This is a genomic window from Streptococcus sanguinis, from assembly GCF_020729765.1.
In the GTDB taxonomy this organism is placed as follows: domain Bacteria; phylum Bacillota; class Bacilli; order Lactobacillales; family Streptococcaceae; genus Streptococcus; species Streptococcus sanguinis_Q.
In genome coordinates this window covers 1-16322 of record NZ_JAJEPD010000053.1, presented here as the reverse complement: position 1 = coordinate 16322, position 16322 = coordinate 1, and the positions used below count along the sequence as shown (strand labels likewise).

General features: G+C 39.7%; 22 protein-coding genes. 21 read left to right on the top strand and 1 reads right to left on the bottom strand.

Annotated elements, in window-relative coordinates; translation table 11 throughout:
• On the bottom strand, positions 1-178 hold a 178-nt coding region (locus K4H96_RS07845), incomplete at its 3' end, for a helix-turn-helix domain-containing protein (RefSeq protein WP_227956455.1).
• A 668-nt stretch (positions 179-846) separates the two neighbouring features.
• Between K4H96_RS07845 and K4H96_RS07840 the strand changes: the two genes are divergently transcribed.
• The 21 genes from K4H96_RS07840 (at position 847) to K4H96_RS07745 (ending at position 16213) form a co-directional block, all read left to right on the top strand.
• Positions 847-1149, top strand: a complete 303-nt coding sequence (locus K4H96_RS07840; RefSeq protein WP_125337906.1) for a hypothetical protein — start codon at positions 847-849, stop codon at positions 1147-1149.
• 392 nt (positions 1150-1541) lie between these two features.
• Complete coding sequence (locus K4H96_RS07835) at positions 1542-1769, top strand: TetR family transcriptional regulator (protein WP_223337989.1); 228 nt, start codon at positions 1542-1544, stop codon at positions 1767-1769.
• Positions 1770-1771: 2 nt separating this feature from the next.
• Positions 1772-1987: a hypothetical protein gene (locus tag K4H96_RS07830; protein WP_227956454.1), complete on the top strand. Its 216-nt coding sequence runs from the start codon at positions 1772-1774 to the stop codon at positions 1985-1987.
• 96 nt (positions 1988-2083) lie between these two features.
• On the top strand, positions 2084-2398 hold the full coding sequence (locus tag K4H96_RS07825) for a hypothetical protein (RefSeq protein ID WP_061592353.1): 315 nt from the start codon (positions 2084-2086) through the stop codon (positions 2396-2398).
• A gap of 18 nt (positions 2399-2416) precedes the next feature.
• A complete protein-coding gene (locus K4H96_RS07820; protein ID WP_223337990.1) occupies positions 2417-2815 on the top strand; it encodes a hypothetical protein in 399 nt (132 codons plus the stop codon).
• Between the two features lie 88 nt (positions 2816-2903).
• On the top strand, positions 2904-4520 hold the full coding sequence (locus K4H96_RS07815; protein ID WP_227956453.1) for an FtsK/SpoIIIE domain-containing protein: 1617 nt from the start codon (positions 2904-2906) through the stop codon (positions 4518-4520).
• Positions 4521-4725: 205 nt separating this feature from the next.
• Complete coding sequence (locus tag K4H96_RS07810; protein ID WP_223337992.1) at positions 4726-5979, top strand: replication initiation factor domain-containing protein; 1254 nt, start codon at positions 4726-4728, stop codon at positions 5977-5979.
• Positions 5976-6419, top strand: a complete 444-nt coding sequence (locus tag K4H96_RS07805) for a hypothetical protein (RefSeq protein WP_223337993.1) — start codon at positions 5976-5978, stop codon at positions 6417-6419. Before K4H96_RS07810 ends, K4H96_RS07805 begins: the two co-directional genes overlap by 4 nt.
• Positions 6420-6485: 66 nt before the next feature.
• Complete coding sequence (locus tag K4H96_RS07800) at positions 6486-6755, top strand: hypothetical protein (protein ID WP_223337994.1); 270 nt, start codon at positions 6486-6488, stop codon at positions 6753-6755.
• 11 nt (positions 6756-6766) lie between these two features.
• Positions 6767-7147 carry an LPD11 domain-containing protein gene (locus K4H96_RS07795; RefSeq protein WP_263281043.1) on the top strand — a complete coding sequence of 127 codons (381 nt, stop codon included), beginning with the start codon at positions 6767-6769 and terminating at the stop codon, positions 7145-7147.
• Complete coding sequence (locus K4H96_RS12275) at positions 7089-7217, top strand: LPD11 domain-containing protein (protein ID WP_321573083.1); 129 nt, start codon at positions 7089-7091, stop codon at positions 7215-7217. Before K4H96_RS07795 ends, K4H96_RS12275 begins: the two co-directional genes overlap by 59 nt.
• Entirely contained in the window at positions 7214-7684 is a 471-nt protein-coding gene (locus K4H96_RS07790; protein ID WP_223337995.1) for a hypothetical protein, read from the top strand. The genes K4H96_RS12275 and K4H96_RS07790 overlap by 4 nt, the downstream gene beginning before the upstream one ends.
• Before the next feature lie 16 nt (positions 7685-7700).
• The gene (locus K4H96_RS07785) at positions 7701-7937 is read left to right on the top strand and encodes an asparagine synthase (RefSeq protein ID WP_223337996.1); all 237 of its coding nucleotides are present in this window, start codon (positions 7701-7703) and stop codon (positions 7935-7937) included.
• A gap of 78 nt (positions 7938-8015) precedes the next feature.
• Positions 8016-8972, top strand: coding sequence for a conjugal transfer protein (locus K4H96_RS07780; protein ID WP_223337997.1), 957 nt, complete (start codon positions 8016-8018; stop codon positions 8970-8972).
• Between the two features lie 16 nt (positions 8973-8988).
• A complete protein-coding gene (locus tag K4H96_RS07775) occupies positions 8989-9222 on the top strand; it encodes a TcpD family membrane protein (protein WP_161543620.1) in 234 nt (77 codons plus the stop codon).
• Positions 9223-9227: 5 nt separating this feature from the next.
• Entirely contained in the window at positions 9228-9656 is a 429-nt protein-coding gene (locus K4H96_RS07770) for a TcpE family conjugal transfer membrane protein (RefSeq protein ID WP_227956451.1), read from the top strand.
• A complete protein-coding gene (locus K4H96_RS07765; protein ID WP_223337998.1) occupies positions 9640-12153 on the top strand; it encodes an ATP-binding protein in 2514 nt (837 codons plus the stop codon). Before K4H96_RS07770 ends, K4H96_RS07765 begins: the two co-directional genes overlap by 17 nt.
• A complete protein-coding gene (locus tag K4H96_RS07760) occupies positions 12153-14513 on the top strand; it encodes an MntP/YtaF family protein (protein WP_223337999.1) in 2361 nt (786 codons plus the stop codon). Before K4H96_RS07765 ends, K4H96_RS07760 begins: the two co-directional genes overlap by 1 nt.
• Positions 14510-15580: a phage tail tip lysozyme gene (locus tag K4H96_RS07755; RefSeq protein WP_223338000.1), complete on the top strand. Its 1071-nt coding sequence runs from the start codon at positions 14510-14512 to the stop codon at positions 15578-15580. Before K4H96_RS07760 ends, K4H96_RS07755 begins: the two co-directional genes overlap by 4 nt.
• Before the next feature lie 50 nt (positions 15581-15630).
• Positions 15631-15882, top strand: a complete 252-nt coding sequence (locus K4H96_RS07750; protein ID WP_223338001.1) for a DUF3850 domain-containing protein — start codon at positions 15631-15633, stop codon at positions 15880-15882.
• Positions 15875-16213, top strand: coding sequence for a DUF771 domain-containing protein (locus K4H96_RS07745; RefSeq protein WP_223338002.1), 339 nt, complete (start codon positions 15875-15877; stop codon positions 16211-16213). Before K4H96_RS07750 ends, K4H96_RS07745 begins: the two co-directional genes overlap by 8 nt.
• The last annotated feature ends 109 nt before the right edge of the window (positions 16214-16322 follow it).

The following is a 16322-nucleotide window of genomic DNA, read 5'->3' as shown; positions in this document are numbered from 1 at the left end:
GATAGTCTACAGAAACGTTAAAAAGTTCAGCGAATTTTTGGAGTGTTTCTTTGGAAGGCTCACGCCCACCTTTTTCCCATCTAGCATATTGCGGCTGATTTATTCCAAGTGTTTCAGATATTTGTTTCTGTGTAAGTCCTGCTTCTAAACGCAGAGCTTTCAGTCTTTCTGGAAACATGAGATAACCTCTTTTAAAAAATATTTTAATTTTTTTCAAAAAACTCTTGACATTATATCCAAAAGGTTATATACTAAATATATCCGATGGGATATAAAATCTAATCAAATTCTTACTCAAAGTTATTATTAGATAAGTAAAAAATTGAGCAGTAAGATTTGATGTATAGATTTGCTTAGATCTTTGAAAAGTTAATAAAAAGTGCGTCTGACGATCCTTTCAGATGACCAAACACACTAAAACGTTGCAATTTTAGTATATAGTAAACTTAACAATTTGTCAAGTTTGCTAATCAGGTTAAAAGTGAGGGATTGGAGCTGTTCTAGGTCCTATGGATCTAGGAACACACGCACCAGCTTTTAGCCTGATGAGCTGGCTTGGATGAATCATCAGGAACTGCTGGCCCTAGTGGGTCGGAGACGCAGGCAGAGGCTCTGTTGGAGTGAGACAACAACCTTTATGCTGCGTGGGCGGTAGCCAGAGTATGACTTCTGGTGAAGAATGAATATGCGAAGATATGAGCATATACTAAATAGATTAGTCATCTGTTTAGGAAAATGGAAAATTTAAAAATAAAATTATAGGCAAATTGCTTTCGTAGTAATTTGCTTTTTCTATTTTCTTAAGCAGATGATTGCTGACTATCTTAATAGAAAGGAGGCTTATCCATGAGTAAGTGGTTTTTAAATTGGTATCGAAAGCAATTGTTATTAAGTGTATTGAAAAATCGTAGTAAAAACAATGATGTGGGGTTATATTTTTCTGATCGTGGCTTTATCATTGTGAAAATGGARAAGAAATCAAATATTTGTTTTGCTGCTGACTTACCTGAATTTGACCGAGAATATTTGAAAATGTATATAGAGGACGGTCAATTTATTATCTATGGCGGCCAAGTGCAAATAGGAATGATGCGATTTTTGTTAAAAACAAAAGCTAAATGGACCAATATTGTAATGTGGAAAGATTGAGGTGACAACATGCTAAAGAAAGGATTATGGTTTATGTTTGGAACGTTACTACTAGCTACTTCTCTTTCTGTTTTTGTTTTTATGTTGATGATTATGATAATTTGTAGGTTTGTGAAAGGGGTATAAATGAAAGTGGAATGAACTATAGTGATGCAGTAATTGAATATTATAGAAAGGGTTATCGAAGAATTTTCGATAACTTTTTATTTTCCTTCGAGATATATGCTGCGGATCGTTTGATGCTCTTAAGGTTGTGCAAGTCTAGCTTGAACGAATTAAATCGATTGAATGAGAAATCTTTGAAACAAGATAAGATTGTYACAACTCATTTAATGCGACCCTATCAGCGAATTATTGAAAAGGAACATTGGAAAATCGAAAGGAGTTAGTAGATGGACTATTTTGAAGAACGATTTAAAGGAATCATAGAAAATTTCAAGTTTTCTATGAGGATGTATCTGGATGATTGGACACGCTGTGAAGCATGTTATCGTGCAAGCTTGGGCGAAATGGAAACTATTTTTAGTCGTCATGATAGCCATGATAGCTTTTCTAAGCGTCTGATGGACTGCAAGAATGACTATCAGCGCCTCTTGAAGAAAGAATATTTAGGGATTTGAAAATGAAATACGCGGTAATTTTTAATAAAAGTATGTTTAATGSTCATAAAAGTATTGCAAGACATGCTGAAATTTTCAAAAAATATCACTACGAAATTGATGAAATTGATATTATGATGAATTTCCAGTCTTTGGAAGAACTAAATGACTTTTTGAATTTATTTGGCGGGAGAGCTTACTATAATTCAAAAAGAAAAGAAATTTGTATTTTAGATTAGAAATGGAGTAAGACTATGAAATTGCCTCGTGCTCCTGCAGTTATTTTTTATTCAGAATCAAATAAAAAAACAAAAACAGAAATGAGGAAAAATTAAATGGCTGATTTACAAAAATTGCCAATTCAGGCAAAGGAAGTTATTGGAGCAGATGTCTATGCTGTTCCAACTGTAACCGAACGGGTCCCAAGTGGGAGAACAATGTTTGATCCCTACCGGATTTTCACTGTAAGCGGCGAAAAACAACAGGATGTGCAGGTACGTGTAAACGGTTTGGATAATAGTTTCGTCCCTAACAAGCTGACTAAGGTTATTTTGGAAAATCTGACAATGACGGTTGGCAGCGTTCAATCTCGGGGCAAGACTAAGCGGGAAATTATCTTTACTGCTGATCGGATTAAACCTGCAAAATAAGAAAAGGAGTGATATTAAATGACTTTTAATGTGGATAAATTTAACCAAGGTACTGTTTATGATGTCCGGGCCAATCTCGGAAACTTGAAATTTCTTTCCCTGGAAAAGCGACCGGTCTTTAATGACGGTCAGCGGACGGATGAAATGGAAGTTACCCATGCAATCGTGTATTCTGACAAAATCGGGGATAATCTACAGCTGAAATTAGCTCCAGGAAAAACCTATGAAGAACTGCCGTTTATGACAGAGATCCAGATTATTGGCGCTGCTTCTCCTTTCATTTATAACTTTCCTAATGCGGTTGGCTTTGGGGACAACCGTCAAGAGATCACTGATTTTGGTTTCTCTTTGCGGGTTGATGGATATGAGCGCCTGGGGGGCATGAAGCAGCCACCTAAGGAAGAAAAAACTGGTTAAAACTGGCTTTTCTTGCTGAAAGGGGGTGTCTGAAATATCGGTTATTCGTGAGGTGTTGACCTATCGAGGGGTGAAGATTCGTCCCTGGATGTTGAAGATTAATGCGATTTTGCAAGGATTTATTAGCCTTGTCTTTTTGTCAGGGATAGCTTTTTTGGCTTATTGTAACCTGGAGCAGTTGATGGATATGGATAAGCTGCTCCTGGTCTTTCTTGGTAGTTTACTACTGCTGGTTCCGTTCTTAACAAGATTCTTACACCGTTATTTTGAGGAGCGTTTTCTCTTTTACAAGAAGTGGATCCGCTTGTATATCATGGCCCGCTTTCTCAAGGATCATAGTTTTTATATAGAGAAGGAAAAAAAGACAGAAAAGGGGGTAAAAAGAAAAATTGTCTTTCCGAAAGTCTATGTAAAACAGAAGTCTTATGAGTTGTTTATTTCCCTGGAACTTCAGGGAAATAAATTTCAAGAGCAGTTTCTGAATTTGGGTTCAGAGTTTGAAACAGCCTTCTTTATGGATTTTATGGATAAGGTGGACGGGGAAAAGTTTGTTGTCTATCAATTAGCCTATGCTGCCTTTCTCAATCGGATCCATGCTAGTGAGGTCACTTATGATCCCAAAAAAGGAATCAAACTGGCTAAAAATCTATGGTGGAATTTTGTTGAATCCCCCCATTTGCTTGTTGCTGGAGGAACTGGCGGCGGGAAAACAACTTTTATCCGTGCCGTTCTCATTGCCCTGCTCAAAATTGGTGTAGTGGATGCCTGCGATCCCAAGCGGGCTGATTTTGTTCCCTTGGAAAACCTGGAAGTTTTGAAAGGCAGAATCCATTACGATACAGAAAAGATTGTATCGTGTTTTGAAAATGGTGTAGAGATCATGCATAATCGGATGGCTACCATGCGGAAGCTGGCCGCTGAACGGGGAGAAAAAGAATTGGGTTCTTTTGATAAGTATGGGTTAGAGCCTTATTTTATTCTCTGTGATGAATTTAATTCCTTGGTTGCTTCCATGGAGAGCGGAAACTATGTATTAAGGGAGCGCTTTATGGCTGCAGACAAGCAGTTGATTTTACAGGGCCGGCAAGCCGGGGTCTTTCTGATTAAGCTCATGCAAAAACCTAGCGCCCAGGATCTCCCGACTATCATTCGGGACAATATGATGTTCCATATCTCAATCGGAAAACTCAGTGATACTGGCTATCCGATGATGTTCGGGGATGAGAATAAAAACAAACGGTTTAAAAATTATACTCGCCTAGCCGGTAAACGGGTTTACCGTGGTTATGCGGCCGTTGTCGGTGAGTTGGCCCAGGAGTACTACAGCCCATTGGTCACTAAGGATTTTAATTTCTATGATGTCTATGAGGCCTATCCTAGAATTGCCAATCCTTTCAATCCTTTAGAAAAAAATAAAGAAGGACTCCCAAGTTTGCCAGTTGAGGCTATGGCCCAACAAACAAGCCTGGCTGATTTTGCCAAAGAGAATGATTTGCCTTTGTCTACGGCAAGAAAAATCATGGAACTACTGGCAGAAAACGGCTATGAGGTGGAATCTTCTGCAGGTGCTGCCCTGTCTGACCAGGTCCAGAACTTGTTAGTCCAGATTATGGCGGATAAAGAGTTGACTAATGACACCTATAAGGTTGTTGTCAAGCGGATAGTGGACCGTCAGGAGGAATTAGCGTCCGGTGCTGTGCAGTGAGTGCAGTGCCCGCCGGGGCGGGAAAGCACGGCCGCACGGCTGCACAAGCCGGAGCGGTGAGGCCTGCCTAGGGCAGGCTGAAACCTTCCTACCCCCGTTTGGTAATACGGGGGTAGGGGTAGGTACAAGAAAGCGTGAAAAATATTGTCAGCTCAAGGGATTTCGCCTTAAATAGCTAGCAAAAATTAGTAAGAAAGTGAGGACTATGTTTGACTACAAAGAATTAAAGCGGGTCCGCCGGCACTTGGGTTTTTCGCTGAAAGAATTTTCAGCGTTGCTAGATGTAAACTACAATACCTATAAGAAAATCGAGATTGGGGAGCGGGAACTGCCCAAGGCTTCTCAGAAAAAGTTTCAGCAGCTGTTTTTGAACCAGCAGAAACTCAAGGGAACCCGGCTAGAAGGAAAGATTGACTATCTGCGGGTGCGGTTTAAAACCTTAGATTATAAGACCATTATAGATAAGGTCTTATGTCTGGGTGCGAAACAGTTTTCAGAGCAAAAAAAGGGCCTCTACTCTTACCATTATAAGATTGAGTTCCAAAATATCAATATTTACTGGTCAGAAAATGATCATCATATGGGAACCTTGGTAGAGTTTTCGGGGTCTGGCTGTCGTCAGTTTGAATACTACTTGCAGGTGGAACAAAAGCGAGACTGGAAGAATTTCATTTGTTCCTGCGTCAACTTTGCCCAAAATTCTACGGCTTCTCCAGAAGCTGCAGCGGATTTTTTAAAGTTTACCCGCCTGGATGTCGCTTTAGATGAGCTATATAATCCAGAAGGTAACTATCCCCTGCCTGATTTAAAAGACCGTTACGATAAAGGCTTGATTGAGACAAAGGCAAAATCATTCCAGTTAGTAGATAAGTCATCTGGAAGCCAGTCTCAAGGGAAGTCTTTTTATTTTGGGTCAAGAAATTCTCCTGTCTTTTTCAACTTTTATGAGAAGGATCTAGAGCAGGCGGGCAAGTTGGATGTGCCTGTTGAATTTGTGCGTGAGTATTACCAATTCAAAAATCGGTATGAGGTCCGTCTCAATGATGAAGCGGCTAACCAGTTTGTGAAAGAGTGGGCGGAAAGTTATCAATTTGATGTGGTCGGCAGAGCAGTTGGCCTAATCAATGATAAAATCCATGTCTATAAGCAGACCAGGGGCGGCCGTCAATTGGATTCGGATTGGTATGCCTTGATGGGATCCTATGAGGCTTTTAAGTTCGTCATGTGTCCTGAGCTTGATGAAATAGGAGTCAAGGAATATCGTTGGATTGAGCGGAGTGTGGCCCGTACTTTAAAAAGGGTCTTGATGTTGGAGGAAATCCGAGGGGTCAAAAAATTATCTCAAATTATCCGTGAGGCGGTTCTTTCAGATGATGATGAGAAAGAGTTTCTTTCTCTAATCGAGGAGGAAGGTTATGCGGATTCCTATGAAAATCTAGTAAGAAAGGCGGTCCTATGATTGAGGCTTATTTAAAAGCATACTATGAAGCTTATGGCAATTATATAGGCTTGTTAGTTAATGTGGTCCTGGCGATTCCTAATCGGGAATACTATGAGCCAGAAGTTTCTAGTTTTCAGTATCAGGAAATGCGCCAGGAGCTAAATCTTCTACGTCAGAAGCGTTATTCTTCTGCCTATCTGAATGATCGTGCGGTTGCTCTCAAATTCAAGAACCAAACACGGGCTTACCTGCAGGCGCTGGATGATCTAGCTTTGGAAAAAAAGCAGGAGCTGCTACTTTCTCTTTTCTCCTATGAGGAATCTGTTCAGGAGTATTTTCTGCGGACAGCGATTGATGAACATAGAATGATTCGCCGACTGCTGGCAGAACTGAGAGAGTTTCTAAAAGTTTCTGGTTTGGGCCGCCTACGGATTGAAAAAGGAGGTAGTGGGGTTTGATCGTTATCAGAAGTCCAGCTAAGTTAAGCGGATTTGTAGATAAAAAGAATAAATGGAGGTAGAAAAATGGCACAACAAGGAACTTTGGAAAAAGAGATTTTATCTCTGGCAGCCCAGCTTTCAGAACTATTGATTGCTCACAATTACCGGGAAGCCTATACGATTGCAGGAACGCTTAACAGTAAGTTAAAAGGGGACAGGGTGATCGCCCTTCCGATTGATCAGATCCAGGAAATTCAAACCCAACTACGGATTTACTACAAGCAAAATGAGAAATTAAATAGCATTTCTCAAAGCATGTACGGTACTGGCAAGCGACTAGTGGCCCTTGTTTAGGAGGCGGTGACATGGAATTTGCGATTGTAACAAATACGGAGACGGGACAAAAGGGGCGGTTTCCCTTGCCTTTTCAGATGAGTGCCTTGGAAAAAATCGGAGTGACAGAATCTTTCAAGGGCCAACTCTATGTCTTGCCGGAAGAAGATGATACTTTTGGTTACGGCTTGGATGGATTTTTGGAATTATCTGAGCTAAAGGCCTACTTGGAAGATTACAAAAACCGCCAAAATCCTTACCATTTTGAATATATGATGTTGGGAAGATTACGGTCAGACTGTGATTACTTTTTAGGCTATGGCGGTCGGTATGAGGGTCGTCTTTGGGCTGGTAATGTCCCCAGATCAGATTGCGGAAATGAAAAAACTGTGGAAGAAATTTCCAGAAGGTGAAAAGCCTGAATGGTTGACCTGGGAAGAAATTTTACAGTATGAAAGGAGAATGACTGAGGAGGACAAATGATTGCAAATATTCGGGTGCTGACAGATGGCAATAGCCGGTCTTTATGCCAGTTGGACTTGATGAAGTTTAGCAAAGAGGCGGTATTGGCTAGAATGGATGAAAAAGGAATTACCGAAGATTCCTTTTTTATTTGTGGTTTTTTGGATTGGGAGGTTGATTCAATTATGTCCCTGCAGGAGGCCTATCTTCTAAAAAAAGTCATTCTGGAGCTGTATGACGGTGATGATTTTCTTGTCCGACACATGTTAAAACATCATCAATCTCCTAACTTTATCATGAGCCACTACTACCGCTTTGTCTCTAAAGATGAGCAAACTTTGATGAAGCAGCTCCTGGAGGGGGCTGATATGGATAGCGTGATAGAATTCTTCTTTCAAGCTTCCAGCTGGGTTAGGGCTGTTCAGGCTTATATAGATCAGGGCGTGGTGCTTAATACTCCTAAGGGGTTTTATGTGTCATGCGAATAAAGAAAGGAGCACAAACATGGCTGTTTATACAGTTCATAAGGATTTTTCAAAAGAAGAAAATCCTTATTCAATCTGGCGAGATGACGGGGAATTGATTGAGGACGAGTTATCGTATGGCGAAGCGGTTTATTGGTGCTTTCGGGAACTACAGAAATATGTAGACCAGGCTAGGATTACTAAGCAGCAAATGAATGCCGTGATGGGTGATATTGAGGCTTACGATGAGCTTGTTCTTAAACTGGTTCCGGCCTAGCGTAAAAAACTTTCCGTTTTAGCAGACAATTTTAAAAATGTCTGCTTTAGTGGAAAATATAAGTAAAGGAGAATAAATTTGAATGTAAAAAAATGGCTTTCTCAACTAAAAAAGAAAGCTGGGAAAGTAAAGTTTCCCAAACCAAACAAAAGCAAGGTAGAGCTGAAACCTCGGAAAATCAGTCAGAAGACAGCTAATCGTTTGCTTCTGGGCTTTGTGGCTGGCGTTGTACTCTTATCGGCGCTAACCATCGTTTCTAACACTTTTCGTAGTTTGAGGAATGATAAAAACCAGATCCAGGTGACAAACAAAAACACTCGGACCTATTCTAATCAGGTTAGTCTCTTTATGACGGACTTTTTAAATATTTATTTCTCAGAAAATAATGCTGAAAATCAAGCCAAACTCAAGGAATACTACGGTTCAGGCATTGATATTAAAAATACAGAAAATAACCGAATTGACAGTCAGCTAACAGGTGCTACTCTGGTAGAGGTAACAGATGATCTGGCGACTTATCGCGTAACTTATTCTGTTAAGAAAGGGGAGGAATGGCAACCAAACTATGGCTTGCTTCATATACCTTATGCTGTTAAGGATAATAAATTCTATGTTTCAGACTTGCCTTATTTCACTAAGGAAAATTCTTATGCGGCCAAATATGTAAAGGCTGGCATACACTTGCAGGACCAGCAGGACAGTAAAAAAGAGTTTGACAAAGCCAAAGAGTATGTCCAAGCTCTATTTACGGCTTATACGAGCGGTGATAAAACACAGCTAACTCCTTTTTCAAAGGATATTCAGCCCTTGGAAGGCTACCAGCTGACATCTATTGATTATTCTTACTTTATTACGGATAAGGATCATAAAGATAAGCTAGTGGATGTACTGCAAGTTACCTTTACGGACGGTTTGGGGCTGTCCCATCAAGAAAATTTCGTGGTCAGTTTGAAAGTAGACAAAGAAAATGATACGTTCCGTGTTCAAAGTTTTGAGCATGGGATTGCTGAAAAATACCGAAAACAAATAAAGTGAGGAGAATAAAAAGTCAATGAAAGAATTTGTGAAAATCATTTTGGATAATTTTTTGGCATGGCTTTGTATTGGAGGAGCCATTGGAGTAGCGGTGTTCATTTATTTGAGCTCTCGCTCAACCGGAAAAATTATTGGGATTATCGTGGTAGGTTTTTTGCTTGCTTACTGTTGTTGGAACCCAGAAACTGTTATGAATAAATTTAATGAGTTAATGGATTTAGCTGCTCGCTTTATTAAATTTGGTGGGTGATGAAGATGTCAGAAGCAAAGAAAGATAAAAGAGTTTATCATTATCGGTCTGCTTTTGAACAGCCAACTTGGATTCAAAAGCTATCCGATCGTTTCTCTTTGYCAAACGCAATTAAGTTGTCTACGATTGGATGGACAGCTTTTTTATTTTTCGCCTATTACTGGATTSTAACACGTTTSGTAATGAAAATGATACCAATTCYACTTCCTTTTTGGATTGGAGTTGGGACACCGTTACTTTGGAGTGCGGGCATAGTTTTGTCTGATTTTACTATTGAGCAGCAGAAAATCAGTCGCTTCATCCGTGACTATCTAAAATTCTATCGAATTTACGGTAGAAAACGCAAACAGAAATATCTGAATGATGGCATTTTGTATTACAAACCAGACTATATCTTAAAGAAAGAGGGGGAATTGAGTGAAACTAATGAATGAAATTGTAGATATTGTTGATAACCTGTTGTTGAAAAAAGATGGCAGCGTCTTTGCCTTGTATGAGGTCAATCCCCAAGAAACTAATCCAGTGGATTTTACAAAAAAGGAAAAGTTTAAGGCATCAGTTGAAGCCTGGCTAACTAATATTAAACAATATGGCGATGTAGATATTGTCATGCTACCTTTTCAAAAAGACCTACTGAAAAAATTTCAGAAGCTTTCTCAAAACTTTGCGACTGATACAGAAGAAATGGCTTATTCTGTCCTTGAAAAGTCCTATGATTATCTGTTAGCATCTAAAGAATTATGCGACTATCATTACTTTATCAGTATTCCTTTGAAATCYTTTTCAATTTCCGTAGATCTAAAAGAAGTGATTCAGGATTCTATCAATACAGCTTCTGATTTTCTGGCAGAGAGTCTGGGGCTTCAGAAAAGCGTAATGGAAGGGTGGGAATTAAAGTACGAAAAACAACGGGCAGAACTTGAAAAAAATTTGTCATTGCTAGATTATCGCCGGCTGTCAACTCGGGAGACAATTTTTGTTAATCGTTATTCATATTTACATTCTTTGAATGTCGATAAAAAATATGAAGTGAATTTGGTTGAAAACTGGATTGATAATCTAGGAGACAAGAATATTGATTATAAGCGTATTAATGTTCTGGAGTTCCAAAATGAAGAAGGCTCTCAATATGTCGCCTTTCTTCCAGTGGCTTATAAGCCAGAAAATGCTTCTTACTTGCACTTCATTGAAAAAGTGCAGTCATTGGGTTTTCCGATTGAGGTTTGGACCAAGGCCAAATTTGCCAAAGTTAAAGGACTGCCCTTTAACAATATACGGACTAAGGCCCGTAATGTCCGCCTGAAATTGAAAGGGGCTCAGACTGAGTCTGCAGAAGCAGATAGTGTGCAGAAAAATTCTGTTGGCCAGAGTAAGTATCTGGTAGAGGATATCGAATCCAAAATTGAAGATGGCGTTCCTATTCTCAATTACTTGCAGACCCTAGTAGTGTTTGACAGTGATCTAGGGGTCCTAAAGCAGAAAGTTAACCTGCTGATGGAAGAAATGAAAGGTAGTAAAATCAAAGTCTCCCGAGCTACACCTTACCAACTATATCTGTTTGCAAAAAATCGCTTTGGAGAACTGCTTCAATCCGAGGATAAAAACTTTATTCAAATTGACGAAGTCGGAGCTTTAGCTGAAGACTTGTTTTTTGTTACTCAAAAAGTCGGTCAGGATACTGGTTTTTACTTTGGGATGATTGACAGTCAGCTGAACTCTTGGCATGGTCGTTATGAAGATGCTATTGCTGCTTCTGACAAACCGGTCTTTGTCAATATTTTGGAAGCGAACGAAAAGGGAGAGGGTAAGAATACCGATAATCCGCATATCTCTGTTACAGGTGATACGGGGAGAGGGAAAACTTTTGCTATTTCTTACATTTTCTTTTATGCTAGTTTACTGAATTGTCAAACACTCTACATTGATCCGAAAATGGAAAAGCGTTACTGGTATAACAAACTTTTGAAGGAGCTGGAAGAAAAGGATATTTATCCAGAAATTCGGGACTATATCCGGAGCATCCACTTTGTGACTCTGGATTACACAAAACCTGAAAATCATGGGGTTCTGGATCCGCTAGTCTTTTTAAGTGGGGAGCAGGCAAAAGACCTGATTCTTTCCATGATTAATGAATTCATGCCTCTGGATGGTAAAGATAAATTTGAGACTGAACTTTCTAAAATGATTCGGGTTTTTGCTGCAAAAAGGGCTAATGGTGAAAAAGTAGGAACCTTGTCCATTATTCAAGAGTTAATGCAATCTGATGTTGAGAAAGTTCGAGAGACAGCCGAAAATCTATTGGAAAAAGTGACAGCTTCCGTATTGAGTTTGGTTTTTTCAGATGGAACTAATTCAGCTGTTGACCTTACTGCTCGCAATACGATTCTGGAGATTGCGCATTTGGATCTGCCAGCAGATGAGCACTCAGAATTGACCTTGCAAAATAGAAAAGCTATGGCGGTGCTCTATGCTCTGGGTGATTTCTGTATCAAATTTGGTGAACGAGACTATGGACAGAAGACTGTAATTGGACAAGATGAAGCTTGGGTATTGAGTATCACAGCTTATGGCCGAGGACTCCAGGACCGGATTAAACGGGTTGGTCGTTCTCAAAATAATTTCTATGTTTTTACTTCCCAACTACCAGAGGATTCCAACCGAGCAGACGGAGAAGCAACATCATTTGGAACGTATCTTTGTTTCCATAATGATACCCCTGGCTCTGCTGAAAAGGTCCTCTCGCGGCTCAAAGTGGAAGTGACAGAAGATAGTAAGGCTTGGTTTGATAATTTGACCAAGGCACAATGTCTCATGAAAGATACGCATGGTCGGGTAGAACGGATTACCGTTGATGGTCTATTTTTCCCAGAAGTTAGTGAACTTTTCAGAACCGTTCGCAATCAAGAAAATCAAAAAGAGGAGGTGGCTTAATGAACAAGAAAAGGATGAAATGGATTTTCTTCATCCTCACCTTAACGTGTTTTCCCGTAGTTCTTGTATATGCTAATGGGGCCCCAATGCCTGGTGCTAATGGTTATAACACCGATTCACCAGCTCCCAGTACAAATACAGGCGCTCCTCAGCCAGGAGCTAATGGATATAATCCTAATTCAAATAACAATATTATCCCTAAGCAATCTTATAGCTATGCTCCTCCTAATGTTCAAGAGGCAAATGCTAGAGAGGCACAACAACAGAAAAGCAAGCAGGATAAGAAGAAAAAAGACGAAAAAAAAATCGAAAAAGATGACGATTACCAATCTATTCAAAAGAAAGCTGAAAATGTTGACAAGATTCTCAAGAACAAAAATGCTTCTACCAAGGATATTAAAAAAGCTGGGAAAGATATAGAAGATATTAATAAGTATATTGATCAGAACAAGGACAAGGAAGATGCATCTCAAATACAGGGGCTGAAAACAACTCAAAATAACTACAATGAACAAGTGGGAAGTAAGCTAGATGATGCCAAAGCACGGGAGGAAGCTCAGGAATACCTGAACAATGCCAGAGAAACAGTCAATCCAGCGGATATGTCTAAGCTGACTTCTTACATGTATGTAGAAGGTGGCTTTTTTAATTCTGATGATCTTTTTCCTAAAGCCGTCAATGCAATTGCTCAAGGAATCTTTTTCCTGGTCAAAGCAATCTATTGCTTAGTTATCATCATTTTGGAACAGGTCTTTACAGCGAACACTTATAAAGAGTTAGATAAGGTTGTTGGTTTCTCAGCTAACTTTTTCAATACTTTCATGACGGACTACAAATATCTGGTTTATGGATTGGCTCTTTTTGGAGGTTTGACAGAGTTTTTCAAAACTCGCCGGTTTCCTATTTGGTCTTTCCGCTTTCTTTTGGTCTGGTTTGTGGCGGCCTTACTTTATCATCCAGCCTCTTTTCAGCCCAATTATGGTGATTCTCAGGTAACTGCAAGTTATAATCTTTCAGTCCTAGTTAAGATGGCAGACGGACTGGGACAAGATATGACTTCTACTGCTATAAAAGGATTTGATACCATTGATGCAGATAATGCAACCTTGTCTAGTCAAAATGGAAAGAATAATATTGACTCTGTTAAAAATGCAATTTTTGACAAATTGGTTTATGAGCCGTTTTTAGCTCTTAATTTTAATACAACGGATAAAAATGTTGTAACAGAAGATAAAATTAAAGAGTTATTTGCAACAAAAGGTGATCCAAAGGATGTTGAAACATTTGCTAAAAAAAATGAAAAAATTGAACAAGTTTCCTTTGGTTCGGTTGGCGTCAAGATTTTCACTGCCCTTGCAGCTTTTATTAAATCGCTGGTTATTGGCTTTGCTTTAATTGTCATTGGGCTAATCTCAATTGTCTTTAAGTATCTTGCTTTATTGATGATTGTTTGTTCGGTTATTTTGCTCTTTATTGCTATGATTCCAGGCTATGAGCAAGTCTTAGGAAATGCTGGCAAGAAACTGATGCAGTTTGCTTTATTAGGCGGTCTTGGTCTCTTCTTTGTGCGAGCTTTTCTGTATGTCAATGGCTTGGTTGAAGGTGCCGCTGGCGGTATGAACGATATTTATTTTTGGTCTGCTATTATTCAAGGGCTGATTTGGATTGCTCTCTATCGTTGCCGTCACCTGTTGGGCGGTCTCTTTGTCAAGGGAACCATTTCTGCTCAGGAGTTGGCTCAGAAAGCTCAATTTAACTTTGATCGTTTTTCTATGCCGAAGCTTTCTACAACTACAGAAAGCTTCGGACCTAGTCAAACTGTGCGACCAGCTAACTTTCCCTCTGATAATATTCCTGTAGCATCTTCTCAGGCAAGTTTTAAAAAGTCTCTAGGTACCTTGTTTAGAGCCGGTAAAAATGGAACAATACAAGTCTATGACCGTTTAAGATATGGTAAGGAAGACACACCGGGTAAGCAACTGTCTCAACAACGCAGGGCAGACTTCAAGCGTCAATTACAAGATCGAGCAGAAAGCTTGCAGGATTTGTTTGCAGCTGCAAAAGGTGAGCCTCTCCGAGCTAAGGTTCATGACTTGGCTGGCGATACAGATACACCTGTCCAGCTAGCTCATCAAGACCGGGAATACCGTAGACAAGAGCGCTTGAAGCGTACAGAGAAGCGGCGACAAGATTCTATCAATTTTGACCGTTTCCGAGACGAAAGGCGTAGAAATATGGAACCAGGATTTAAAAATGAATGGAAAGAGCGTTTGTCAGCACCAAAGTTGAAACGAGAATGGCAAAAGCAGCAATACCAAAATAATCCAGCGGATGAATTGTTTGAGAAAGGGGTAAAATGAAAGCAATTAAACGAGGACTAATCGGGTTAGGGACTGTTTCAGTCCTTTTCTTTACCTTTGTTTTTCTAGTGATTGGCAGTGGTTCAGTTGATTCTCAAACTTATACCGCTTCTTCTGGGGGCATTTCCATGTCTGCAAAAGATTTTGCTCAGAAATTTACGGAAAAGACAGGCCGTCAGCTGAGTGAAGAAAATGCCCAGACCGCTTTAGATTTTGGAGTACGGTTAATGAATCAGCACCACTTCACCTTACAAGGCACGAGTGGCAGTCTGGCCGTAGCTTATCGGGAATGTGGCTTTGATTATACAGCGGTTAATCCTAGTGGTGGTGTCGCTGGTTTCTATCAGTGGTCTGGGTGGTCCAGTACCATTAATGGCAATCGTTGGGGCCAGGCTAAAGAAAAAAAGCTAGAGAAGCAAATCCAGATAGACCTGATGAGTGCTGAATTAGAGGGGCCTTATGCCCAAGTGGTCGAAAAGGTTGGACCTAGCACGGATCCCAAGCAGGCAGCTCGAGATTGGTCGCAGTATTATGAGGGGGTTGCAATCAGTGATTCTCAGACCAAAGTCAGTGACATTGAACAATGGGCGGAGGTTATCTATGATATTTTAAAGGATGCTCAAGCAACCTTTAATCAGGATAATAATACAGGTTCTAGCTCGGTAGCTGTGCCAGAGGGTTGGGGGAATATCAGCCAGTATGATGGCCATGCTTATGATGGGAGTAGTTCTTATCCTGCTGGACAATGTACTTGGTATGTTTATAATCGTGCAAAGCAATTAGGTATTCAATTTGATTCTTTCATGGGAAATGGCGGTCAGTGGTGGCAAAAAGCTGGTTATAAATCTAGCCATACGCCTAAGAAGCATACTGCTGTCTCATTTGTCCAGGGGCAGGCTGGTTCTGATCCTACTTATGGTCATGTGGCATTTTGTGAGGAGGTTAGGTCTGACGGTTCAGTCTTGATTTCTGAAATGAATGTTGTTGGAGCCCCAGCTATGACAGTAGCCTATCGGGTTTTTGATGCTAATACAGCTAAGCAGTTTTGGTATGTAGAGGGACATTAATAAGCAAGTCTAAGAAATAGGCTTGCTTATTTATTTATAAAGGGGGACAGATGATACATCCAATTAAAATTTCTAATCAGTTTTTTGATGATGTTCAAAGTGGAAAGAAAAACTTTGAGCTACGTAAAGATGATAGAGAGTATCAAGTAGGAGACACTCTTTCCATGAGTGAGATTGTAGGTGGAATTTTGACGGGTCGGACAATTCAAGTCAAGGTCATTTATAAATTAACTGGATATGTTGGCTTGGAGTCTGGTTATTGTATTTTAGGGATAGAAAGGTTGGTTGTAGATTATGAATAAACTAATTGTTAGTTTGGAAAATATTACTATTGCACTTCCTGAAGATAAAGTGATTATTGAAAAGGGAGAGTATGAGGAACTGAAAAGGAATGCTAACAAAGGAAAATATATGACTATGAATGAGCTTTTGGAGCTGCTTTCAGTTAGTCGTCCTTGGTTAATTGAACATATCCTTTATCGGACATCTATTAAGCAGGAAATTGATATTGAACAAAATCCCAAAGGTTTTGTTAAGTATCCAAGCGCTCAGGGTGGGAAATATTTATTTTTAGCTTCAAAAACAAAGGAATACTTTGAAAAGAATTTTCGGGAAATTCTTATTGGAGCATGATATAATAGTCGGGACAAAGTCTTGATTATCGCTTTTTTAGGAAGGGGTAAATATGGCTATATCATATAGACAGCGAGGTAAGAAGAAACTCTGGGACTATAGGGTCTTT

What these genes read in the sequence shown, in the direction of transcription:
- K4H96_RS07835 (WP_223337989.1), top strand. Translation starts at nt 1,542, where the DNA reads ATGGACTATTTTGAAGAACGATTTAAAGGAATCATAGAAAATTTCAAG.
- K4H96_RS07825 (WP_061592353.1), top strand. Translation starts at nt 2,084, where the DNA reads ATGGCTGATTTACAAAAATTGCCAATTCAGGCAAAGGAAGTTATTGGA.
- K4H96_RS07820 (WP_223337990.1), top strand. Translation starts at nt 2,417, where the DNA reads ATGACTTTTAATGTGGATAAATTTAACCAAGGTACTGTTTATGATGTC.
- K4H96_RS07815 (WP_227956453.1), top strand. Translation starts at nt 2,904, where the DNA reads ATGTTGAAGATTAATGCGATTTTGCAAGGATTTATTAGCCTTGTCTTT.
- K4H96_RS07810 (WP_223337992.1), top strand. Translation starts at nt 4,726, where the DNA reads ATGTTTGACTACAAAGAATTAAAGCGGGTCCGCCGGCACTTGGGTTTT.
- K4H96_RS07805 (WP_223337993.1), top strand. Translation starts at nt 5,976, where the DNA reads ATGATTGAGGCTTATTTAAAAGCATACTATGAAGCTTATGGCAATTAT.
- K4H96_RS07800 (WP_223337994.1), top strand. Translation starts at nt 6,486, where the DNA reads ATGGCACAACAAGGAACTTTGGAAAAAGAGATTTTATCTCTGGCAGCC.
- K4H96_RS07795 (WP_263281043.1), top strand. Translation starts at nt 6,767, where the DNA reads ATGGAATTTGCGATTGTAACAAATACGGAGACGGGACAAAAGGGGCGG.
- K4H96_RS12275 (WP_321573083.1), top strand. Translation starts at nt 7,089, where the DNA reads ATGTCCCCAGATCAGATTGCGGAAATGAAAAAACTGTGGAAGAAATTT.
- K4H96_RS07790 (WP_223337995.1), top strand. Translation starts at nt 7,214, where the DNA reads ATGATTGCAAATATTCGGGTGCTGACAGATGGCAATAGCCGGTCTTTA.
- K4H96_RS07785 (WP_223337996.1), top strand. Translation starts at nt 7,701, where the DNA reads ATGGCTGTTTATACAGTTCATAAGGATTTTTCAAAAGAAGAAAATCCT.
- K4H96_RS07775 (WP_161543620.1), top strand. Translation starts at nt 8,989, where the DNA reads ATGAAAGAATTTGTGAAAATCATTTTGGATAATTTTTTGGCATGGCTT.
- K4H96_RS07760 (WP_223337999.1), top strand. Translation starts at nt 12,153, where the DNA reads ATGAACAAGAAAAGGATGAAATGGATTTTCTTCATCCTCACCTTAACG.
- K4H96_RS07755 (WP_223338000.1), top strand. Translation starts at nt 14,510, where the DNA reads ATGAAAGCAATTAAACGAGGACTAATCGGGTTAGGGACTGTTTCAGTC.
- K4H96_RS07750 (WP_223338001.1), top strand. Translation starts at nt 15,631, where the DNA reads ATGATACATCCAATTAAAATTTCTAATCAGTTTTTTGATGATGTTCAA.
- K4H96_RS07745 (WP_223338002.1), top strand. Translation starts at nt 15,875, where the DNA reads ATGAATAAACTAATTGTTAGTTTGGAAAATATTACTATTGCACTTCCT.